The organism is Pseudomonadota bacterium, assembly GCA_026388315.1.
Classification (GTDB): Bacteria; Desulfobacterota; Syntrophorhabdia; order Syntrophorhabdales; family Syntrophorhabdaceae; genus MWEV01.
This window is the reverse complement of the sequence record JAPLKA010000118.1, coordinates 1-23,351: the sequence shown is the minus strand read 5'-3', so window position 1 is coordinate 23,351 and position 23,351 is coordinate 1. Positions and strand designations below refer to the sequence as shown.

21 protein-coding genes are annotated in these 23,351 nt (G+C 44.5%); 13 read left to right on the top strand and 8 right to left on the bottom strand.

From position 1 onward, the window contains the following. Positions 1-449: 449 nt before the first annotated feature. The gene (locus tag NTX75_17215; GenBank protein ID MCX5817956.1) at positions 450-1,013 is read left to right on the top strand and encodes a DUF4412 domain-containing protein; all 564 of its coding nucleotides are present in this window, start codon (positions 450-452) and stop codon (positions 1,011-1,013) included. 150 nt (positions 1,014-1,163) lie between these two features. Further along, positions 1,164-1,715 carry a hypothetical protein gene (locus NTX75_17210; protein ID MCX5817955.1) on the top strand — a complete coding sequence of 184 codons (552 nt, stop codon included), beginning with the start codon at positions 1,164-1,166 and terminating at the stop codon, positions 1,713-1,715. 234 nt (positions 1,716-1,949) lie between these two features. Here the strand turns inward: NTX75_17210 and NTX75_17205 are convergent, their stop codons facing one another. The 3 genes from NTX75_17205 to NTX75_17195 form a co-directional block, all read right to left on the bottom strand. Then, a complete protein-coding gene (locus tag NTX75_17205) occupies positions 1,950-3,542 on the bottom strand; it encodes a sodium:solute symporter family protein (protein MCX5817954.1) in 1,593 nt (530 codons plus the stop codon). After that, positions 3,539-3,670, bottom strand: a complete 132-nt coding sequence (locus NTX75_17200; GenBank protein MCX5817953.1) for a hypothetical protein — start codon at positions 3,668-3,670, stop codon at positions 3,539-3,541. The genes NTX75_17205 and NTX75_17200 overlap by 4 nt, the downstream gene beginning before the upstream one ends. A 438-nt stretch (positions 3,671-4,108) precedes the next feature. Next, positions 4,109-7,444 carry an AAA family ATPase gene (locus tag NTX75_17195; GenBank protein ID MCX5817952.1) on the bottom strand — a complete coding sequence of 1,112 codons (3,336 nt, stop codon included), beginning with the start codon at positions 7,442-7,444 and terminating at the stop codon, positions 4,109-4,111. Between the two features lie 360 nt (positions 7,445-7,804). Here NTX75_17195 and NTX75_17190 point away from each other — a divergent pair, with 360 nt between their 5' ends. The 7 genes from NTX75_17190 to NTX75_17160 all read left to right on the top strand — a co-directional run bounded on the left by NTX75_17190 (position 7,805) and on the right by NTX75_17160 (position 14,042). After that, positions 7,805-8,299, top strand: a complete 495-nt coding sequence (locus tag NTX75_17190; GenBank protein ID MCX5817951.1) for a CarD family transcriptional regulator — start codon at positions 7,805-7,807, stop codon at positions 8,297-8,299. A 5-nt stretch (positions 8,300-8,304) separates the two neighbouring features. Further along, a complete protein-coding gene (locus NTX75_17185) occupies positions 8,305-9,351 on the top strand; it encodes a TRAM domain-containing protein (GenBank protein ID MCX5817950.1) in 1,047 nt (348 codons plus the stop codon). A gap of 2 nt (positions 9,352-9,353) precedes the next feature. Beyond that, the gene (gene ispD, locus NTX75_17180; GenBank protein ID MCX5817949.1) at positions 9,354-10,052 is read left to right on the top strand and encodes a 2-C-methyl-D-erythritol 4-phosphate cytidylyltransferase; all 699 of its coding nucleotides are present in this window, start codon (positions 9,354-9,356) and stop codon (positions 10,050-10,052) included. 31 nt (positions 10,053-10,083) lie between these two features. Beyond that, positions 10,084-10,554: a 2-C-methyl-D-erythritol 2,4-cyclodiphosphate synthase gene (gene ispF / locus NTX75_17175; protein MCX5817948.1), complete on the top strand. Its 471-nt coding sequence runs from the start codon at positions 10,084-10,086 to the stop codon at positions 10,552-10,554. Further along, positions 10,551-12,023: an ATP-binding protein gene (locus NTX75_17170; GenBank protein ID MCX5817947.1), complete on the top strand. Its 1,473-nt coding sequence runs from the start codon at positions 10,551-10,553 to the stop codon at positions 12,021-12,023. The genes ispF and NTX75_17170 overlap by 4 nt, the downstream gene beginning before the upstream one ends. Further along, positions 12,013-13,404: a sigma-54 dependent transcriptional regulator gene (locus tag NTX75_17165; protein MCX5817946.1), complete on the top strand. Its 1,392-nt coding sequence runs from the start codon at positions 12,013-12,015 to the stop codon at positions 13,402-13,404. Before NTX75_17170 ends, NTX75_17165 begins: the two co-directional genes overlap by 11 nt. Positions 13,405-13,556: 152 nt before the next feature. Beyond that, entirely contained in the window at positions 13,557-14,042 is a 486-nt protein-coding gene (locus NTX75_17160) for a hypothetical protein (GenBank protein MCX5817945.1), read from the top strand. A gap of 82 nt (positions 14,043-14,124) precedes the next feature. Here the strand turns inward: NTX75_17160 and NTX75_17155 are convergent, their stop codons facing one another. The 3 genes from NTX75_17155 to trpS form a co-directional block, all read right to left on the bottom strand. Next, on the bottom strand, positions 14,125-16,131 hold the full coding sequence (locus NTX75_17155) for a hypothetical protein (GenBank protein MCX5817944.1): 2,007 nt from the start codon (positions 16,129-16,131) through the stop codon (positions 14,125-14,127). Further along, the gene (gene murI / locus NTX75_17150; GenBank protein MCX5817943.1) at positions 16,128-16,952 is read right to left on the bottom strand and encodes a glutamate racemase; all 825 of its coding nucleotides are present in this window, start codon (positions 16,950-16,952) and stop codon (positions 16,128-16,130) included. Before murI ends, NTX75_17155 begins: the two co-directional genes overlap by 4 nt. Before the next feature lie 120 nt (positions 16,953-17,072). Further along, positions 17,073-18,050, bottom strand: coding sequence for a tryptophan--tRNA ligase (gene trpS, locus NTX75_17145; protein MCX5817942.1), 978 nt, complete (start codon positions 18,048-18,050; stop codon positions 17,073-17,075). A 184-nt stretch (positions 18,051-18,234) separates the two neighbouring features. Here trpS and NTX75_17140 point away from each other — a divergent pair, with 184 nt between their 5' ends. From NTX75_17140 to mobB, 4 genes are all read left to right on the top strand, one after another. Next, positions 18,235-18,450, top strand: a complete 216-nt coding sequence (locus NTX75_17140) for a dodecin family protein (GenBank protein ID MCX5817941.1) — start codon at positions 18,235-18,237, stop codon at positions 18,448-18,450. Positions 18,451-18,883: 433 nt separating this feature from the next. Beyond that, positions 18,884-20,221, top strand: a complete 1,338-nt coding sequence (locus NTX75_17135; protein MCX5817940.1) for a multiheme c-type cytochrome — start codon at positions 18,884-18,886, stop codon at positions 20,219-20,221. Between the two features lie 72 nt (positions 20,222-20,293). After that, positions 20,294-20,836 (top strand): NUDIX hydrolase, encoded by a 543-nt coding sequence (locus NTX75_17130; GenBank protein ID MCX5817939.1) that lies wholly within the window; start codon positions 20,294-20,296, stop codon positions 20,834-20,836. 6 nt (positions 20,837-20,842) lie between these two features. Continuing rightward, complete coding sequence (gene mobB / locus NTX75_17125) at positions 20,843-21,364, top strand: molybdopterin-guanine dinucleotide biosynthesis protein B (protein MCX5817938.1); 522 nt, start codon at positions 20,843-20,845, stop codon at positions 21,362-21,364. A 24-nt stretch (positions 21,365-21,388) separates the two neighbouring features. On the opposite strand, the gene NTX75_17120 is transcribed toward mobB, so the two are convergent. After that, positions 21,389-21,823: a VOC family protein gene (locus tag NTX75_17120; protein ID MCX5817937.1), complete on the bottom strand. Its 435-nt coding sequence runs from the start codon at positions 21,821-21,823 to the stop codon at positions 21,389-21,391. 45 nt (positions 21,824-21,868) lie between these two features. Then, positions 21,869-23,107, bottom strand: a complete 1,239-nt coding sequence (lpxC, locus tag NTX75_17115; protein ID MCX5817936.1) for a UDP-3-O-acyl-N-acetylglucosamine deacetylase — start codon at positions 23,105-23,107, stop codon at positions 21,869-21,871. Positions 23,108-23,351: the final 244 nt, after the last annotated feature.

The window sequence follows — 23,351 nt, the reverse complement described above, 5'->3', positions numbered from 1 at the left end:
TAATCGTACCGGCATTTCAACAGCCTCTATCGTATATTGCATTCATGCCTTACCCTCGTCTCTGGTTTTGCCGCCCGCTGTCGCTCGACAATGCGGACAGAAGCGGACAAGAGATTCTGTTTTTTGCCCCGCCGACAATGGCGGGTCAAAACTTTCAGCCCTAACGCGCGAATATATTATATTTTCACTCTGCCCGAAGGGCATGGAGTATATCGGGTGCCAGGTCGGCAGCCGATATAAAATACTGTCCAGCTTTTGTCTGCGTCCGTCTGCGGCTAAATAAAGCCTGGCCGTTGTATACATATAATTTTTTCATTTTCCTATATTCAGCATATTGATCCTGCCGGCTAACCCACTGATTTTACTTGGGGAAAAAGACTATTTTATTGTGTTGATTATTTGGCCGGTTTGATGTACAAGTAGTGAAATTATTCACTACTGGAGGAACGATGAAAAAATATATGTTATTGGTATGCAGCGTTTTCATTTTCTTATTCGTTATGTTCTCACAATCATTTGCCGCTGATCTCACGGCTGACATGATAACCAAGGAAGGAAAGGTAACGAGAAACGGCAAGATATATGTAAAGGGCAGCAAGTGCCGTGTGGAAAAAGGAAGTACGCCCCTTTATACAATCGTCAGGGGAGACAAAGGTCTCTTCTGGCAGGTCAACAGCGCAGAGAAGACGTACCTGGAAGCAAAACTGACGCCGGACATGAAGCCGACTATCGAGGAAAAGATATTTGGCGAGACCGCAAGAAAGCTGGTCGGTACAGAGACGGTGAACGGTTACACGGCAAAGAAGTATGAAGTAACCGCAAAAAAGGGTAATAAGGCGGAGACGATACAGCAGTGGTTTTCAACGGAGTATAATTTCCCCGTCAGGGTCGTTGGTTCAAACTGGAGCGTCGAGTATAAGAACATCAAGAAGGGCAGCGTTTCTGACAGTCTTTTTGAGCTTTCTCCTGGTCTGGTAAAGGATACCTCCGAAGTCCCTGATGTGCTCCATTAACCGGAACAATAACCGATCATAGCGTTTATTACTGAAAAGGCCAGAACTGAAGTGTAGTGCTCAGTCCCGGCCTTTTTCTTCACAGGTTGCAGGGAAGTAGAGCGTCAGACAGGCATGTCTGTCTTATCACATAGAAAAAGGGGGTCATACATGGGAGGAGAAATAAAGCAGAGGCATCATCTCAAGGCCATGCTCTTCACGGGGGTCGTACTGATCATCTGCGTCGGGATTATCATGTGGCTCAAAGAGCAGGCGGCACAGCAGCCGGTGCCGACCGACAGGGCAATATATGATGCGAAAAGCACCGACTGGAAGAAATACGGGACTGATCAAGACGGCGATCACTTCTACCGCTTTGACGGATCAGGCAAGGCATTTCCCGATATCTTCAGCATAAAAACGCGTCTTGTGTATAGCGAAGAAGGGAAGAAGCGGTGTATCGAAGAACGCCGGCAGGCACGGCTTTCGCTGAAAGACTTTGATAAACTCAGTTCAAGGACAGTGCTCTATGGACTCAACTGTTTCAGCAAGACAAAAGAACTCTGCATCCTTGAGGTCTTTGAGCTGACCCAGGAAGGGGCCACCCTTGACTATGCCAAGTCAGGCTCATACAAGGACTGGAAGGCGATCCCCGAGGACACGATTCACGAAGCCCTCTACCGGGTTGCGTGTCCTGAAAAGAAGGATAATGAAAAGCAGTGAATAGCCGATAGTTTAAGGCAGTGAATAGTCGATAGTGAATAGTGAATAGCTTTAAATCTGTTCACGGTTCACAGCCATCCAGCATCCCTCGTCCGTCATGACGAATAGTACCCCGTTGTTTGCGGGCAATAGCCAATAGCCCGGCACATATGCTCATCCTGATTGAAAAATCTTGGTTAAAAAAAGGGGCCCGAAGGCCCCTCTCAATGATTGTTATTGTTCTGCTATTGTTGCTTAATCCGACTGTTTTCCCCAGAGCATATCAATGAGTTGTTTTGACGGCGGTTTTGTCATGAAGCTCACGAGAAAGTAGATGGCCCCGCAGCTTAAGACGAGGAACCACTCATAGCTGCCCATACCGTACATCTTCTTGTACAGCACAGCCCAGCTTCCGTAGAGAGTAAATACGGTACCCCAGACAACGCACGCCATGGCGCCCCACTTCGTTGCCCCTTTCCAGTAATAGGAAATGGCTGTGACGAAGAAGAAGACGGCGCCGAGACCCATGGCCGCCATCCCCATGAAGATGGAGAGGAGTGGAGGCGGGTTGACGAGCACAAAGTAGAAGGGGAGGAAGAGGAAGAGGGCAATGAGGAAATACCCGAGATAGAGCATGGACTTATCTGATACACTCGGCTTCCAGAGTTTGATAATATCCTTGGTCACATTGGCGCTCATGATAAAGACCATACCTGCGAGGGTCGAGAGGGCCGCAGAGAAGAGCCCTGCCGTGTATGCTGCGAGGAGCCACGGACCGCCCAGAGCATGAGCAAGTAAGGGCGCTGCAAGGTCAGCCTTAAAGACATTGGGCTGGCCGTGAATCGTTGCAGCCTGGAGGAGTGTCGGCCCATAGAGGAGACGGGCCACAAGGCCGTTGCTTGAGCAGTCGAGCATGATGGGGATACCGGTAAAGAGCCATACGATGAATACCAGCCACCAGTAGTCCTTCTTGGTGACCTTCTTCATGCCGAGGAACCGGCTTACGTTATGGGGAAAACCCACAGCCATGGTAAAGAAGATGACCGGTGTGGCAAGGATGCCGACCCAGCTCGACATAAGCTGTGTAAAACCGAGCTTCGGAAGCTTCGGGTTGATGAGCGCCATCAGGCTCGGGTTCTGGGCTGCAAGACCAGCGGTCACATTATAGAAACCGCCTGCATAGATAATGGCCCAGAGACCAAGGACGGTGCCGACCACGCAGAACACGAGGCCCTGTAAGGCCATTGCATACTGGTTGCCCACATAGCCGCCGAGCACCATATAGAGCCAGGCAATAAAGACCGAGAGCAGGAGACACCACAGCGGTGCAAGTCCTGTCATGGCAAACCAGACGGTGGCGCCCGCTTTTAACTGACCCACGGAATAGAGGAAGAGAAAAAAGAGCATCGATATGGCCACAACGGTCTGGAGAGCCTTTGATTCAAATCTCCTGCCGATCGTTTCAGGGAGCGTGGCTGCGCCGAGTTTCTTGGAAAAGTCCCGTGTTTTCAAGGCGCCGAGCCAGATGCAGGGGATGATGCCGATGAGGCTCCAGATGCCGGCAAACCACATGCCGGAAAAACCTAGGGCGTAGACGATGCCGGTGCTGCCGCAGAAGGCCCACCCTGAGATGTAGGTAGCGGAAAGTGCGGCGCCGGTAATGATGGGACCCAAATCGCGTTTTCCGACGAGATACTCATCGAAGCTGCCTTTGGTCATTTTTTTTCTTCCTGCAAGGCCGAGGAGCACGGAAACGAGGAGCAGTATGGCCACGGCTAAACTTCCCGATACAATCATCTCTGTAGTCGGTGTTGGAATGGGTAAAAACTTCAATGCTGTAGGATTCATTCTTTCCACCCCCTCGTTACAAGATGTGTTCCAATGATGGTAAATAGAAAGGCAAAGGCAAAAACCGAGGCCCATACATACCATGAAAACATTAAATCAGCTACTACTTCAGGCGGTACTTGTTGCATAATAAACCCTCCTTTTAATTTTTAAAGGAATCAATAATGTAATAACTCACCCCCTTTCAAGGTATTTTGATTAATAAACTTAAAAACGAAATGACAAGATAGAGATAAATCTGTACGAATATGTACACAAACAATAACCCCCATTCTCCTTCTCATTTCCTATTATGATAGCCTTATAGATAAAAATGTCAATAAAAAATTGATCTACATCACATATTATTTTCGATACCCAAAAGCAACCACCTGAATATATTGAAGAAAATAAACATGTGAAAGATTGTACATACTGTATACAGGATACATGAAATGCAGACTAAAGGCCCTTTGTCGTTAATGAATGGTGAATGGTTTAAAGACAAGGCTTACCTGCACTCGATACGATGTGAACTGTTGAGAGGTTTTAACTGACGACTATCCACTGTTCACTATTCACTGATTTTATAGTCGGACAGATACGACCTTTGAGATGCCTTCATCTTCCATGGTGATGCCATAGATGGTATGCGAGGATTCCATGGTGATCCTGTTGTGGGTTATGAAGATTATCTGGGTTTTGTTACTGATCGTCTGGATAATTTCCATTAATGACATGAGGTTGGCATCGTCAAGGGGTGCGTCGATCTCATCCATGAGTGAAAAAGGAGACGGTTTTGTATCCATGAGGGCAAGCAAAAATCCGAGAGAAACGAGGGCTTTTTCACCGCCGGACAAAAGCTCCATCCGGGCAACCCTTTTACCAGGTGGCTGCATATATATTTCCACCCCGATATTGTCCTGGTTGAGGGCGAGATAACCCTTACCCCCTTTGAACAACATGCCGGTAAAGCGCTTAAATGCATCGTTGACCATATCGAAGGTATCAGAAAATATCTCTTTGGACAGGTTATCTATTTTTATTATGGTTTTTTTTAGTGAATCCATTGCATTTTTAAGGTCTTCCTTCTGCTTCTCGAGAAATGATGCCCTATCCTTCAATTCCTCATATTCTTTTTCAGCCCGAAAGTTTACCTCTCCGAGGTCAGAAATTTCTTTATCCAGGACTTCTTTCTCTTTTTCCAGGTCCATACTCAGGGGAACCTTGACATGCTCGGGCCGATTAATGCCGTGTGTTGTCTGAAGCCTGTCAGAAATAGCATCCTGCTTTTCGTTTAAAATAGCCAATTCCTTTTCAATATTTTCCTTCCTGTTCCGTATCCTGTCAATCTCTTTGGAAATACCTTCCATCTTTTCCTCAAGAACATGTTTCTCCATATGAAGGGTGCCCGATACAGCCTTCAGTTCTTCGTATCTCTTTATATGCTTCTCAGATGTTGTTTTCAACCCATCATAGTCTTTCTCTACTATTTCTATCTTTTTTATACGTTCAATCATGTCATTCTTCTGGGCTTCTATCCTTTGCCACCGTGTGTTACCGTCTTCAATAAGGTTTGCTATGAACAACTCCTTCCTCTCTATGTCTTCATGGAGTGCCCTGATCCGGTTTCTTTTCCGTTCATTATTGATCGATACCTCATGCCATTGCGAGGATACGCTTTCATGCTCCTTTTTTATCCTGTCGAGGGTTTCTTTAAGGGATTTTATCCTGCCTTCCACTGTATCTTTCGTCCTCTCATGCCTTTCTTTTTCCAGGAGGAGATCATCTGCTGCCCGGGGAGGAGCATCCTCAGAAAAATCGATCCTTGTGTCCAGCTCGTGGAATCTCTCCCCTGCCGTCCTTATCCCGGCATCCAGAACGGCCATCTCTTTTTCGATGCCCTTTATGGACTCCTCTTTTCTCTCCAGTTCAAATCGTATTTTTTTATGCATGTCGCTTGAACGGATGAATTCCATCTCGATTGTCTTAAGAGAAGATACATGTTCATTGAACTCTACCTCTATTGCCTTTAATTCTCTCTCAGCGCGTTTACGCTCTTTGAATTGCTTTATATCGATCTTTTTTGCTGCCCTTTCCTGCAATATAAATCCCCTTGAATCTATATAAAGGTCTTCATTGAGGAATATCCCTTCCTCTCCCTTCCCTATTCTCTCAAGGGCATCTTCTACACCGGCAATCCACTTCACATCGATAGCAACCTCATTATCGCTGAGTCTTGCCATACCTTTTTCAGGGAAGAATATATAATTTTCGTTATACTGCTTTATCTTTTCGGAAATAGATTTTGTATCCCCTTCGGACAACACATAATAATCCATTTCTCTGTAAAAAAACCTCTCCAGGGCCTTTTCTTTCCCTTCATCAACACGTATCATGTCAATCAGTTTTTTTGTGTCAGGCGGGCCTTCCTTTTTCGTCTCCTGTAAGCTGCTCATCTGTTTCAAGAACTCTTCCTTCCCCCGCTTTTCCCCTTTCAGTGCCTCTATGACACCCTTTACCTTTGCGATTGAGCCTGCGAGGTTTTCCTTCTGCTGTGATGCTTCCTGCTCTTTAAGTGTAATGGCTTCTCTTGTACGTGTATCACTTTCAAGCCTGCCTTCGAATTCCTTATGCTTTGCCTCTAAAACGCCCAGTCTTTGTGCGAGTTTCTCTTTTTCTTCAATCCTCTTGGCCTCTCTTTTCTCCTTTTCCTTGGCCATTCTTTCGATATCAGAAATAGAATTTTTTATGTCGGTGATCGTGCTCATAGTAACGAACAGTTTGACCCTCTCCTCTTCAACGCTTTTTTCGTGTGCCTCTCTGGTGTTTTTAAATTCGTCAATGGTTTTTGTCAGATGGTCCGCCCTGCCTTCGCCCTCTTTTAATGAGACAGTAATCGCCTCTGCCTCCCCTTTAATTGCCTCTATTTCCACTTTGCATTTCTCGATATTAGCCCCTATCTCCTTCCTGCTGTTGATGAGTCCATTCACCTCATCCTCCAACCTTTTCCTGTCTCTATTGAGATAGTCGACCTCAAGGAGCTTGCTCTCCATATCCTTTTCTTTGCCTTTTATGTCAACCTCGAGTTGCCTTAAAATGCTGTCGGTGAGTGAAAATTCCTTTTCTTTGGTCTCAAGTTCACTTTTTAAAACATTTTTCTCATTTTCCCTTGCAGCGATTTCCTTATCGAGGTCTACCTGTCGTTCCTGCATTTTTGCCATTCTTTTTGTCAATTTCACGTAACCATCAATAAGTATCCAGGATTCAATTTCAGAGTTTTTGTCAATGAGCAGTTTATATGTCTTCCACCTGTTCCATTCGATCCCTGCCTTTTCGAGGGATTTCACCACTTCACTATAGATATCTTCAACCCTCTCCAGGTTTCCCCTTACCTCTTCCAGCCTTGTAATGGCTTCCCTCTTTTTTTCTTCGAAACGTGTAATGCCGCTGGTCTCTTCTATAACAACCCTTCTCTCGTGGGGCTTCATCTGTATAAAGTGTTCTATTCTGCCCTGTTCCACGATGGCGTAAGAATTTAATCCGATACCTGTGCCGAGTAAAAAATCCTGTATATCTTTAAGTCTTACCTGGTTACCGTTTAATGAATACTCATTGAGGCCGTCCCTGTAAATTCTCCTTTTGATTACGTATTCTTTGTCCAGGTCTGCGAGCTCTATGCTCACTTCAGCGATGTTTACAGGCCGCCTCCCATTGCTCCCGTGGAAGATGACATCCCCCATGTCCTTAACCCTCAGGGATTTTGTGCCCCTTTCACCTAAGGCCCAGACAATGGCGTCAACAATATTGCTCTTGCCGCAGCCATTAGGCCCCACGATTGAGGTAATGCCGTCATTGAACTGGAAGACTGTTCTGTTCAGAAAGGATTTAAAACCAAAAAGCTCAAGCCTTTTAAATTTCATTTTATATATTCGATTGCCTTTTCGATATGGAGTTTTCCAAAATTAATTGCTTCAATGATTCTCGTGCTTTACTGTATTAAGGCTAATCGCTAACAGCTATTAGCTGATTCGATTGATTATAATGAAATTTTCCCTGTTCATCAATGTATTTTTCTCGCAAACGGTAAAACAGCCCAAAACCATTAGCCTTCAGCTTTCATGTATACGAAAAACGAGATACGTAAGCCCTGGTGTTCATGATAATTGCAAAAAACTGATCGCTAAATGCTTACTGAAAACAAATACTTATTTGAATTTTATCAAAAATATGGTAGAATATCGGGATAAAAGGGAAAAATCTGTAATATGAATGGAGGGATCATGTTCGAAATAGGAAAAGTGGCTGTTTATCCAGGCCATGGTGTCGGGAAGATAGAGTCGATTGAGGAAAAAGAATTTTCAGGCATGAAACAGGCTTTTTACATCATGAGAATCCTTGATACTGACATGACAATCATGGTTCCGGTAGATGGAATGAACACCGCAGGGCTCCGGTGTGTAATCGACTCGGGGGAGGTAAGCAGGGTCTATGAGATATTAAAGGACAGGAATGTGGTGCACGATAATGCGCCATGGAACAGACGGTACAAGGAATACATGGAGCGGATCAAGAGCGGTTCAATCTTCGAGGTTGCAATGGTGCTCAGGGAACTCTACAGCCTGAAAGTATGGAAAGAACTCTCCTTTGGTGAGAAAAAAATGTTTGAAATTGCAAGAAACTTAATTAAAAAAGAGTTGTCCATTGCCTTGGATAAACAGGAAGATGAGATTGAGGGAGAGATAGAAGGTATTTTCTCTAAAAATTATAAGGATTAGGATTTGTGGAAATACTCATTCAACTTGTATTGGTAGCGGTAACCACCGTATCAAGTCATTTCATCGTAAAAGAGATTTTCGGAAGTAACTTATTGGGTCTGATTGGCGCCATCTGCGGCCTTGCCATCGGTTACCTTATCATTAAGGCAGAAGAAAAGCTCAAGGACATCCCCCTCAAGACAATCATTGGAAGCATGACAGGCCTCGTTCTGAGCTTGCTCATCGCAAATCTTTTTATTTCAAGGCTCCTCTTGGCAATTATAAAAGACGTACCTATCACACTACCCATTTATGTGCTCATTTATTTCGTTATGGGGTATCTCGGCTTCAGGATCGGGGCAAAGAAAACCCAGACGCTTGACCTTTCAAAGCTCCCTTTATTTGAAAAGATGGAAGATGCTGAGAATGTTAAAATAGTAGATACAAGCGCTATCATTGACGGCAGAATTGCTGATGCATGCGAGACAGGGTTCGTGGAAGGGACATTTATTATCCCTCAGTTTGTTCTTTATGAGGTCCAGCATATTGCGGACAACCAGGAACCGATGAAAAGAACAAGGGGAAGAAGGGGTCTTGATGTGATCCACAGACTGCAGAAACAGAACTTTGTTAAAATAAAAATAGTAGATTATGATTTTCCAAAACTGAAAGATGTGGATACAAAGCTTATTGCACTTGCAAAAAAATTAAACGGCAAGATACTGACCAACGACTATAACCTCAACAAGGTAGCAGAGCTTCAGGGCGTGGAAGTATTGAATGTGAACCTGTTGGCAACATCATTGAAACCAGCCATACTTCCCGGGGAACACATGAATACCCGCATTATGAAAGAAGGTAAGGAGCAAGGACAGGGCATAGGGTATCTTGACGATGGAACGATGGTTGTTGTCGATGATGCCAAGAAGCTACTCGGCAAGGCTGTCGACGTGGTTGTAACGAGTGTTTTACAGACCACATCAGGCAGAATGATATTCGCAAAACTCAAAGAACAGGCCGAACGGGAGTTCTATTTCCCTGACGAATACAAACTGGAAGAACAGGTGAGATAATTATGAGAACGCTCGCAATCGTACTGGCAGGCGGAGCCGGCAAACGGATGGGCACAGCTACGAATAAACAGTTTCTTCTCTTAGACAATAAGCCAATCATTGTCCGCACCTTGCAGATCTTTGAAGAATGCAGACCCGTTGACGGGGTTTATCTCGTGGTGAACCAGAAAGACCTCCCGATTATGCAGGAAGAAATCCTGGAGACATATAAATTCAACAAGGTATTGAAACTCGTCATAGGTGGACGGTTGAGACAGGACTCGGTGAGGAACGGGCTTGAAGCCATTGAAAACCCCTGCGATATCGTTATTATTCATGACGGTGCACGTCCATTTGTATCGCCTTCCTTCATAGAAAAAGGTATTTTTTTGATGGAGATGTTTGATGCAGTGATACCTGCCCTTCCCGTAAAGGACACGATAAAGACAGTTTCCAAGGAGGGGTTTGTTATGAAAACCCTGGAAAGGGATTCCCTGTGGAATGTTCAAACACCCCAGACATTCAAATATGACCTCATAATAAAGGCATACAGAGATGGCATGAGCAAGAAGCTCTACGGTTATGACGATGCAACGTTCCTCGAACATATGGGTAAAAAGATAAAAGTCATCGAAGGCTCCCCCTATAACATCAAAATAACAACACCTGAAGACCTCATTATTGCGAAAGGCATGCTCTCCCAGTTAAAAGGCAGTGTATGATAATAAGTTCAGGGCAATCATTATAAATCTCATGAGAGTCGGGATCGGATACGATGTGCATCGCCTGGTGGAGGGAAGGAAATTATTCCTCGGAGGGATCGAAATTCCCTTTAACAAAGGCCTGCTGGGCCATTCCGATGGTGATGTTCTGATACACGCAATCTGCGATGCCCTCCTTGGTGCCATTTCTGAAGGCGATATCGGTCTTCACTTCCCTGACTCAGACCAGGGTATTAAAAACATAAAGAGCGGAAACATTTTATCTTTCGTTGGCAAACTGTTAAAAAACAAGGGGTTTAAAATTGAAAACATAGACGCCGTTGTTGTTTCAGAAGAACCAAAAATCCTCCCTTATAGAAAAATCATGATCGAAACCATATCAAACATTCTTCAGATAGATCCGGCACAGGTGGGTTTAAAAGGAAAAACCACTGAAGGACTCGGCTTTGCAGGACGCAAAGAAGGTATAGCGGTATATGCAGTGGCGTTAGTAAAAAAATGATTAAACTGAACATCATCTCCTCCATAAAAGACATTTTCCGAAGCCTGTCCCTGAGGACACAACTCCTGCTCATCCTGCTTTTCCTTCTCGTTATCTCCATAAGCTCTTTATCAATCATCTATTCGAGAACAGAAGATATGATTATCGATAAGGTAACGGAAAATATAGACGATATTACAAAGGCCATTCAGATCAGCGTGGAAGAATTGACCTATAAAGGCAGCAGCACGGAAAGGCTGAAAAGCTACGTGGATATGTTGAATAAAAAGGGCATTAAAGAGATATCGATTTTAAGTGACAGTTCGGAAGTCATTGCAAGTTCTGACCCAAAAAAGATAGGGACAAAGGAAAAGATAGGTGAAAAAAGGAGTTGGAGAAAAAAGGATTTGATGATTACGGCCCGCCTTGGTGAAGAGAGCAAAAAGGAAACACAACGCCTCTACAATATAATAATGCCCGTATCGGTAAAAGGACAGAACATTGGGTATATCCATATCAATATGGTGCTGGATGATTACAAGCTCCTCTCGCAAAAGAATCACTTAAAGAGGATATTGAGCACCGTCTTTGTCTTCAGTATAGGCATCATCGTGAGCCTTCTCATTGCAGACAAATATACAGAGCCTATTAAAAGAATAGCGCGGGCAAGTAAAAGGATCGCTGAGGGCGAGTTGGTCAAGATAAGGGACAAGAGTCACCGTAAGGACGAGATAGGTGTGCTCATCCGGAGTTTCAATGAGATGGTTGATAAACTTGGCGAACGACAGGAACTGGAAGAAAAATTGAAAAAAACCGAACAGCTCTCAATGATAGGTCAACTATCTTCAGGAATAGCCCACGAGATCAGAAACCCCCTTAACTTTTTATCATTATCAGTCGGGCATATCAAAGAAAGGATCTTAGAGGAGAATATCAGAAACAAGGAAGGGCTCATTAAGCTTCTCGATGATGTGACAAAGGAAATTTACAGAGTGAATGAACTGATCCACAATTTTCTTTTCCTTGGCAAACCCATAACCTTGCACAAGGAGTTCGTTGAACCGGAAGCCCTCATAAGCGAGGTGCTCTTTATTTTAAAGGATAAGGTAAGAAAGGGCATAGACATCCGGGTAACCTGTAAAGAAAACAGCCAGCCTATATATTGCGACCGGGAATATATGAGGCTATGTGTCACCAACCTCCTGTTGAATGCCATTCAGGCTATTGACGATAAAGGTGCTGTGCACATTGAATGCGGCAGGGAAGATTCCTATTCCTGCATCTCTGTCCTTGATGATGGCGGGGGCATCGGGCCTGAAGAGCTTGATAAAATCTTTGAGCCATACTATTCTACAAAAAAGCTCGGCATCGGACTTGGTCTGAGCGTTACAAAACGGTTCGTAGAAGAACATGGCGGGACAATAGCAATAGCAAGCAAGGTGGGCGAGGGGACAACAATTACAATTAAGGTGCCGTATCGTGAAGCTTGATAAAGGCAATATCCTCTTAGTGGAAGATGATAATAACCAGAGAGGCATTATCAAAACCATCCTCACAAAGGAAGGTTTTTTTGTGGAGGACGTGGACTGCGGCAAAAAGGCGATTGAGCAGATTAAAGGCGGTTCCTTTGATCTGGTGGTAACGGATTTAAGGCTTCCGGACATCGACGGCACAGAAGTGGTTAAAGAGGTAAAAAGGGTTGGCAGGACATGTCATGCCATTATTATTACTGCCTATGGCTCAATCCCGTCCGCTATAGAGGCCACAAAGCTTGGCGCCTTTTATTATCTTGAAAAACCCTTTGAAAAAGACCAACTGCTTATCGTAATCAGCAATGCCATGAACCAGGTCAAACTCCTGAAAGACAATATCATGCTGAAGGACCAGCTTCACGACAGGTTCAGCCTTGATAACATCGTAGGCGTCCACGGGAGAATGGAGGAACTCTTCAAGATTGTGAAAAAGGTTGCCCCGACTAATTCAACGGTCCTCATTTACGGTGAAAGCGGCACTGGAAAAGAACTTTTTGCAAAGAGCATCCATTATAACAGTCCGAGGAAAAACAAGCCCTTCTTTGCGATTAATTGTGCTGCCATACCTGAGACGCTCCTTGAGAGCGAGCTTTTCGGATACGAGAAGGGAGCGTTTACCGGTGCGCTGACCCGTCATGCGGGACTCTTTGAACAGGCAAACGGGAGTAGCCTGTTCCTTGACGAAATAGGCGATTTAACGCTCAATACCCAGGCAAAACTCTTGAGGGCCATCCAGGAAAGGGAAGTTCGCAGAATCGGGGGTAAGGAAAATATCAAGCTCGACGTTAGAATTATTACAGCAACGAACAAAAGACTTGAGGAAGAGATAGCAAAGGGTAGATTCCGCGAAGACCTTTATTACAGATTAAACGTGATCGCCTTTTCGATACCCCCTTTAAGAGAAAGAATGGCGGATATCCCGCTTCTTGTGGAACATTTCTTAAAAAAATTGAACGAAAACCATGAGGGGAAAAAGGGTATTTCCAATGAAGCATTACAACTCCTGATGAAATATTCCTGGCCGGGTAATGTAAGACAGCTCGAATCGGTGACGGAAAGGGCCTACATCATGTGTGAAGAAGATACCATCAGCATAGATTATATGCCTGAAGAGGTAAAGCAGGAAAGCGGAAGAAACCTCTCAAAACATTTTGAAATACCCGACGAAGGACTGAACTTTGAAGAGATTGAAAGGGAATTCATAAAGAAGGCGGTCATAAAAGCAGAAGGCAAAATATCCCTTGCAGCGAAACTCCTCAATATGTCATATGACAAATTATGGTTCAAGGTCAAGAAGATGAAGGAAAAGGGAGACATTCTTGATTACACGAACAAGTAAGACCGCCCTTCCGTTATTTTACGAATAATCAATCCCAACCGTCACCATTAAAATCATCAATACATAATGATTATAACCAATTTATTTGGTGGCACAGCATATGCATAATAAAAATGTATATGAAGTTAACAAAAAAAATAGGAGGAACCAAAATGAAGAAAGTTTTAATGATTGCTCTCACAGTGTTAATCAGTGTTTCATTCGTGACAGCCGTATTTGCACAGGCACCGAAGGCAGCAGCTCCTGACAAAACGGTAGCAGCTCCTGCAGCGGAAAAGGCAGCCCCTGTAAAGGCTGACAAACCAGCAAAGGTCAAAGCAATGAAGGCGGCCGGCGAGGTTGTGAAAATCAGCGAACAAGAAGGGATCATCGTCGTGAAAGACAAGAAGGGCGATGATGTAATCTACGACATCAAAGACGTGAAGTGGAAAGTATACAAGGATGCCAAAGAAGTTAAAGAGGGTGAAGTCGTTGTCATTTCTTACATCGATAAAGATGGTAAGAAGGTTGCCAAGGTAGTCGGCAAGTCAGTGAAAAAGGCAGCTAAGAAAGCAGCCCCAAAGGCTGAAGCCAAACCAGCACCGGCTCCTGCACCAGCTCCCGCACCAGCACCGGCACCAGCACCGGCAAAGAAGTAGTTAATAGTGTATAAATAAAAAAGGGGGCATAGCACATGCCTCCTTTTTTTATCGCTATTACCGGGACTTGCCCCGTGGGTATCTATATGATAGTCGGGTCGGGTTCAATGCGGACACCCGAAAAATTGTAGAGAGCCAAAAGCCCCTGTGAAATAGATTCGTTTTCAGGAATTTTCAAAATCATTTTATATTGGTAGCGATATCCCCTCTTTTGAATGAGGGGACCGGTTATGCCTTGTCCGAAACCTTCTTCCTCCAGGAAAGACTGTATTTTCTTTACAAGCCGTTGGCCCATCTCCCGGTCCTTTTTCTCTACCTCAATAAGGAAGAGTCTCACGTATGGGGGGTATTCCGCAAACTTTCGTTTTTGAAGCTCATTAAGATAAAACGACCTTACACTAATAAAGGAATTCAGTTCAACTGACTTCTTTTCATCCATAAAAAAACAGATACGCTCAGGCCGTAATACATCAATAAGATTCATGAGAACCTGATACATCTTTTCAGTGGCTCTGTAACCGGAAATCCTCATTAATTCTTCCCATCCATAAAGGATAAGGAGTTTGACATCTACCGCATATAATTTCGACAGCGCCTGGGTACCGATGAAAATTGTCGGATTAAGCGGTTTGCCTGTCCCGGAACGGTTCTGGCCGGGGAACGGTTCATCCAGAGCCTCCCCCTTCACCACCCCTTCCAGGGTCTCGCCTGTGACTTTTACTATCCGGCATTGGGCAAAAGCATCCTTCAGCTTTCCTTCCAGATATTCAGCGCCTGTTTGAGAAAAACGGATGAGTTCGCTATTGCAATGCGGGCATTTTTCTTCATAGTTGATACTTTTATCGCAGGCTGAGCATATGAGCACATTACTTCTTTTTTGATAGCTCAACGGTCCCCCGCAAATGGTGCACAGAAACGGGGTTTTGCATTCGAGACAAAAAAGGTGTGATACGTAATCCTTTCTCGGCGTGAATATGGCAACATTTTCACCCTTTGCTATGGCATCCCCCACAATCTCTGTGAATTCTCCCGGCAACTTTCCAGGGATAGACAGATTCCTTTTCATGACAATATGTATGTCTTCCCTTTTTATTGATACGGCATTATCAATGATGCGGAATTTTCCTTCTCCAATACCCTTATATATTTCCAATGGCGGGGCTATACTCCCGAATACAATAGGAATATTCTCTATCTCTGCCCTTTTCAAGGCGATTATCCATGCGTTGAATTTGACACCTTCCTCATTTCTGTATTCATCTCCTTCGCTCCTCTCCACAATAATGAGTCCGTTATTCAGCAATGGCAGGAAGGCTGCGCTCTTGTTACCCAATATCACGAAACCTCCGTCGTTTCGTGCCTTGAAATATGTTTCCATGCGGGCCCTTGCCTTTCCTGGTGAACCATACCAGGAAACATTACCTTTAAACTTCTCGACAAGAATTTTATAATAATACCTCCCGGAGGCATGGTAATCGGGGAGAAGCATGAGGACATTCCCCCCACCTGCAATATGTTGCGATATGAGCATAAGATAATGCTCCATGCGGTCATTTATACTGCCCAGATAGAGTATTTTATCGTGTTTTTGGACCTGCCCGGGTTCTTGCACGAGTGAAGTAAAGGGTTTGCCTGTAAATACATCATAAAGATCTATCTCCCGTTTATGGTAAAGGTTCAAGACTGCGTCTCTGCCTGCAGACCTTAAAACCTTTTTCAAGGAAATGCCATTCAAGGAAGATGTGTGGTCACACAGGGACTTTACAAGAAGATATTGCTCTATCTGGAGGTTTAACGGGACAGCATACTTGAGAATCAAGCCTAACGGGGTAGCATAATAATGGGATGCCCACAAACTTAACGATACGAGCGATTCGTTAAATAACGGGAATATGTCTACTACACCAAGTATCTCCTTCAAAGAATCATCGTCCCCGTTATCCGCTCCGACAACGTATCCCGTAAGGACCCTGTTACGGAAAGGAACCGTTACCCTCATGTACAGTTTAATGAATAATTCAAACTGACGGGGGACGAAGTATGAGAATGTCTTTGATACGGGTATTGCTAACGAAACATGAACAATCATGGAAAAAGGAGATAGTCTTTATAATCGAGGCTTTTCAGGAATTTTACATGTGTTATATCCTCTCCAAGGAAGCGGCTGCCAATTTCCTGGAAAGATTCAGGTGAATCTGTTACAAAATATTCAGAACCCCCCTTGCCGGTATCATTGATAATCTTTTTCTGCTCAAGAGATTTTTTTACTTCCTTTGCAGTTTCCCTGCCGGTATTGACAATAGTAACGCCGTGGCCCATGACGGTCTTTATGACCCCTTCCAGGATCGGATAATGTGTGCAGCCCATCACAAGGGTGTCGATGGAGGACCCTTTAAATTCCTCTAAATATTTTTCCGCCACAAGATAGGCAATCATATCATCTTCAAGGCCTTCCTCAGCTATAGGCACAAAGAGAGGACAGGCCTTTGACAGGACCTCAACGCCAGGGTCAAGCCGTCTTATTGCCTTTACATAGGCCATACTCTTAACGGTAGCCTTCGTACCGACGATACCCACCCTTTTATTTTGTGAATGTTCAACCGCTTCTTTTGCGCCTGGATCGATAACCCCCAGCACAGGGATAGGAAGCTTCTTCTTTAAAATGTTCATGGCTAATGCCGATGAGGTATTGCAGGCGATAACAAGTATCTTGATTCCCTTGGTGAGCAAAAAGATGGCGCTTTCCAGGGCATATTTTGTAATAGTCTGTGGAGACTTATTTCCATAAGGAACCCTTGCGGTATCACCCAGGTAAAGAACATGTTCATGGGGCAGGAGTTTCCTTACCTCCTTTAATACAGTCAATCCCCCGATACCCGAATCGAACATCCCTATGGAGAGATTTTTCACAGAAAAAGATTATTTTAGATGCACGGAAAAGTCAAGCTAATAACCGGAAATCTCTCTTTCTCGTTTTTTAAAAAACACTTAAGAGCTTCTATCGGTGTTTAGTTGCCGGAATGATATAAACTACATAAAGAGGCCAATGGTTTTCCTTACCTCATCCATCGTTTCTGCTGCAATTGCCCTGCAGGTATCGGCGCCTGTTTTTATGACATCAATGACATAATCAATGTTATTGTTGAGCGAAACGGCCTTTTCCCTTATGGGATCCAATTCTGCCATCATGTTGGAAAAAAGAGTCTTTTTGCAATCGATACAACCGATCGACGCCGTTCTGCACCCTTTGTCAATTTCCAAAAGGGTTTCGTTTGGAGAAAAGGCACGGTGTATCGTGTAAATATTACACACTTCCGGGTTGCCCGGGTCTTTTCTTCTTACCCTGTTCACATCCGTAACGGCTGTTCTCAGTTTTTCCCACATGGAATCCTTATCTTCCAGCAAACCGATATAATTATTCAATGTTTTTGACATCTTGCTTGTCCCGTCCACACCCAGAATTTTGGGCGCCATGGAAAGTATCACCTGGGGCTCAGGAAAAATATCTCCATACCTTGCATTAAACTTTCTCGCCACTTCCCGCGACAACTCCACATGCTGCACCTGGTCTTCACCGACAGGCACATACCCTGCTTTATACACAAGGATGTCAGCAGCCTGCAGCACCGGATAACCCATAAGCCCTATATTGATGTTAGCCCTGTGTTGTCTTGATTTATCCTTAAATTGTGTCATTCTTTCAAGCTCACCTATAGGGGTCACGCAGTTGAATATCCAGGCAAGTTCCGTATGTTCACGGACGTGGGACTGAACAAACATTTTGCACTTCTCCGGCGATAACCCGCAGGCAAGCAATATAAGAGCAGTTTCCAGGGTTCTCTTCTTCAGCTCGTCAATCCTATATTCCACCGTTATTGCGTGGTAATCCACTACGCAGAAGATGCAGTCATACTCTTCTGTCAGATAAACCCAGTTTCTTATTGCACCCACATAGTTTCCCAGATGAATCTCCCCTGTAGGCTGAATCCCGCTGAATATCCTTTTCATCAAATCCTCCGGTTTTTTAGCCGATAGCTCATTACTAATTCTTGTAATCTACATCAAAAAATGCTTAAAATCAATGCCCGTAACTGCATTCAGGTTGAGCTGCGTCGAACATTTACAGAAAAAGCAATTGACGTAATCCAAATTTTCTGCTACTTTGTGAAAATAATCTCAGGAGGAAATATACATGAAATACGATGGAACCGTTGCAAGAATAACAGAAATCATCGGTGCTTCTCCGAAAAGTTTTGAAGATGCGGTAAATGTTGGTTTTAAACGGGCTTCAAAAACACTGAGGGGTATTACAGGTATTAAGGTGAGTGATCACCGGTGCAAGGTAGAGGATGGGAAAATCGTTGAGTACCGCGTGACCCTGAACGTTACCTTTATCCTGGAAAGCTGATCCAAAAATAAAAACGTCTTTACCTGTCGCTGCAGTAAGGGCTTTTCCTTAAACATACGTTATTTACCTCATTGTGACCACGTTGTTTCCTCGTCGTTTTTATCCGGTATGCTTATCTTGTTGAGTTTTTTTCAGGCATAGATTCTTGCCGAACATCCAGGTCATTCCACGGGTATTGGAATCTATTCAGCTCACACAGTGAGCGAGAGGGGGAGGCTCCGGCAGCTTTGCTGCTGGAGGGGGCGACGCAAGCCCCGGTATCGGAAATATCTACCAGCGAGCTATGCGAGCGAGAGGGGGAGGCTCCGGCAGCTTTGCTGCTGGAGGGGGCGACGCAAGCCCCGGTAATAGGCAAAATCTGACTTGACAAAATCTTTCATCACCGCTACCATTCCACTATATCATGATTACATGGCTGCAAAAGGGGGCAAATATGGTGAAGAAGGCTATTTTTGTTAGATGGTTGCTACTTACATGTGCTCTCGTGTTGATTCCTGCTCTTGCGACTGCTCAGGCAACCTATACAGGCTCAGCAAAGTGCACGCCCTGTCACAAGGCAATCTCTGATAACTGGAAAGATACGCTGCACAATAAATCTCAGCAAATCCTCAGCCCTGCAAATGATACTGTGGTTGTGGACTGGAAAGGTCCGGTAAAACTGAAAGCGGGAAATATCCCAGAAGTAACGGTTAAACTGGGTAAAGGGGCCGGGAACACCTACCAGACAACACTGGTAGACGCAAAAAATCCTTCTAAAGAAATTACATACGACATCGTCAGGACGTATGGAGGATGGGGCTGGAAACAGCGTTACCTTGTAAAAGTCGGAAATAATAACTATATTCTGCCCATTCAGTGGAACCAGGCAACTTCCCGGTGGGTTCCCTACAATCTTCAGAACTGGTATAATGATGATGGCAGTCTGAAGGCATTGTTCGTGAAGAACTCTTTTGAGATGAAGTGTGCGGCATGTCATAATACCGGACTTGAACTGAAGAAGGTGGATGACGGATACGAATCAAAATACGTGGAGCTGAATACAGGTTGTGAAAAATGTCATGGACCGGGCTCGCAGCACGTAAAGTCTCCAAAATCAAAGGGTAATATTGTTAATCCACGCAAGATAACATATGAGAGAGGATTGGAAAGCTGCGGTCAGTGCCACACGAGAGGTACAAGCGTTCCGAACGGTTCTTTTGAGTTTCCATGGAATGACAAGGATAACAAGCCCTACAAGCTTGGTGAGCCCATAGCAAACTATTATCAATTCACGCCAGGATTGTGGGGAGACCCGGAAGCACACTCCAAACAACACCACCAGCAATGGATAGACCTCTTAAAAAGCAAACACTTCAAGGCTAAAGTAGCATGTTATGATTGTCACAACCCGCATGGAGGGGCTGGAAGGTTCCAGTTGGTAAAGGCAGATTTCAACAATACTCTCTGCCTGTCCTGCCATGGCAAGGACAAGAGGTTTTCAAACCCTGCGGCAATAAGGAACCATACAAAACACAATTATGCACCGGAGACAAAAGGTACCAGCAGGTGCTCCGGCTGCCATATGGTAAAAACCGCAGCATCAGCAGAGGCAGGAGATATCCATTCTCACGATTTCAAGATTATAAAACCAACCGTCAGTCTTGAGGCATTCAAAAAAGATCCGAAAAATGTGGTGCCGAATTCATGTACGGGATGCCACAAGGATTGGGCAAAGGACGAAGCTGGCTTGCAGATGGCCGCAGGCGCATACGATTCGCTCTTCGCAAAATAATCCTTTACCCCATTTCAATGTTTTGAGTTGAAACGCTGAGCAACTCTGTGATAACTTCTTTTCTTCAAGCCTATGATAAAAGAATGGGAGATCATAGAATCAAATGTAGACAGGGACTACAAGGTCTTTAAGATAAAAACGGTCCAGGCCGTCTCTCCCCGCACGAACAATACAGGTCAGTTCTACACGATAGAAACCAATGACTGGGTCAATATTATCGCCGTTACTGAAAATCAGGAAATCGTAATGATAAAACAGTACAGGCATGGGTCGCAAGAGGTTACACTGGAGATTCCCGGCGGACTCGTTGACGATGAACACCACCAGGAGGCGGCATTACGGGAACTCTTAGAAGAAACCGGGTATGCCGGTGAAAATGTGCAATATCTCGGGGCTGTAAATCCGAACCCTGCCATATTTAATAACCTCAGCCATACGTATCTTGTGGACAAAGTGCGAAAGGTGTCCGGCAAAAACCTGGATCCCAATGAGGATATAGATGTCATCCATGTCCCCGTTGCTGAAATTCCCTCCCTTATTGAAAAGGGCATAATCACTCACGCATTGGTGGTTGTCGCTTTTTACTTCTACTTTTCCAAGGCAGCCCTATCCTGAATCCCCATGACCAATAAAAGGATCCCCGTACTCTCTGTTGTGGGCAGATCAAAAACCGGCAAGACGACCCTGATCGAAAAGCTGATACCCCTCCTTGACAGTAAAGGCATTAAGGTTGCCGTCATAAAACATCACCACCATGATTTTGAGATAGATACTCCGGGTAAGGACACACACAGGCTCAAACATGCCGGTGCCCATACCGTTATCATCTCTTCCCCGAAAAAGATCGCTATTATTCAAGACACATGGAGAGAGCCGTCAATCGAAGATATTGTTTCAAAATACGCATCAAACATGGATATTGTCATTACAGAAGGGTACAAAAAGGCGGATATGCCGAAAATTGAGGTCTATCAGAAAAAGAAAAACCTTCCTCCCGTATGCATAGACGATAAAAATCTCCTCGCCTTAGTTTCAGATTCACCCATTTTGGCCTCTGTTCCGGTATTTTTAAGAGATGATGCAGAAGGTATTTTAGAACTTATACTTTCACGTTTCACATTGTCCCGCGCTTTGCGGGATTGAGGAGTACACATTTCACGTTAGATTTCACTTACCTTTTTCTATCAGTTCAATGAGAAGTCTGTCCGAAACGATAAAGAATGCTATTTTTGTGACATCGTTGCACCCTCTTTTGAGGTTTTCATCATAGGCTTCGCAGTCTTCCGGAGGAACAATCATTTTAAAGCCTTTTTCGACCAGTTCACGGGATGTCTTTTTTATATCATCAACCTCAAAACAGAGGTGATGAAGACCTCCGCCCTGTTTTTCAAGAAACTTTGTAATGGGTGAATCGTTGCGGGTCGGCTCAAGGATTTCTACGTATACATCCTCTCTATCCCCCACCTTCACGAATGATGCCGCCACCTTCTGCCTCGGGTTTTCAATAGATTCCGTAATCTCCTTGAGACCCAATGCGCGAAAAACATGTGCAAGCTCCTCAATATCTTTCGTCACCAGTCCTATGTGATCAAGTCTGAACATTTTTGTCCCCGTCCTGTTGATTTTCTTATACTTGCTGATACTTATCTACTGTTTCGACTTTAACGCCTTAACAAGCGCAATGTTTTCAATGTGTCCTGTCTGCTTCGCAGTGATCTTGCCGATAATAGGCCTGTTAAGAAGATAGATGTCACCGATGAGGTCAAGCACTTTATGCCTCACAAACTCGTCCTCAAAGCGTAGTTTTGTATTAATTACCCCCTCATCATTCAGGATAATCACATTGCTCATTCGCCCGCCTGAGCCAAGACCCATTTTTTCAAGCCTGTCAAAGTCCTTTAAAAAGCCGAATGTCCTCGCAGGCGCTATTTCGTTTACAAAATTCTCTCTTCCACCGATAAAACGATACTCCTGGATACCTATGGGCTTCGGGTGCTCAAGGGTATAATCGATTTCAAATACATCCCATGGCTCAATTGAGAGGTATTTTCCGTCTGAAAGGCCGGGGAGCACGATGGGGTCATACACCCGCAAAGGTTCAATGCCTTCCTGCTGTTCCACAATGCCTGCCTCATCGATCTTTTTACATATCTCTATCGATGAACCGTCGAGGATAGGCACCTCCTCGCTTACCTTTATAAGGAGGTTTGTGATCCCGTACATGTGGCATGTTGCGAGCAGATGCTCAATCGTACGGACAAGGCAATTTTTCCCTTTCAAAGATGAGGCATATCCCACAGAAAAGACATAATCGATATAGGCCGGTATCCGTTCACCATCCGGCATGTGCTCAAATATAATACCTGTGTCTTCCGGCATGGGTAGTAGTATCATGCCCGTCTTCACGCCCGAATGAAGCCCCAACCCATAGACAACAATGCTCTTTCCTATTGTTTTCTGCTTACGGGTGTCCGGGCCCTTTGTAATGCCAACCTTAACGTTTTCAGTCTTGTCTGCCCTGCCAATGTCCAGCCCCAAACCCCTTGAAATCACCTCTAACACCTTATCTATTGAGAGGGGTTTTTCGAGGAAATCGTAAGCCCCCCTCTTAACCGCTTCAACAGCCGTAGATATTGTCCCGTGTCCGGATATAACAATAACCATGGCATCCTTGTCTTTCTTCTTTATCCGTTTCAGCGCCTGGAGGCCATCCATCCCCGGCATCCATACATCAAGGAGGACTACTTCAGGTCTTTCCTTTTCAAAGAGAGCCAACCCTTCATTGCCGTCTATTGCCTTGAATACCTGAAAACCTTCATCCTGGAGAATGGAGGACAGACTGTCCAGTATTGCCTTTTCATCGTCTATTATGAGCACTGTATGCATGTGATATACTTTATACCTGAAATGATGTGAATTTACAATTCTTTCAAGCCAAATTGTTAAACAGATTGGATTACTGGAGTTTCTTGAGTTCCGGCGACGAAGAAGCTGCAAAGTTCTTCCGGCTTGAAACAACAACTTAGCCCAAATTTATCATTAGGATCATCATGGGTGTCGGACCATCCCTCTCAAACACGCTCATTGCGCTCCGGCGGCTTCAATCGCTCGCGTTCGGCTTCGGAACTTT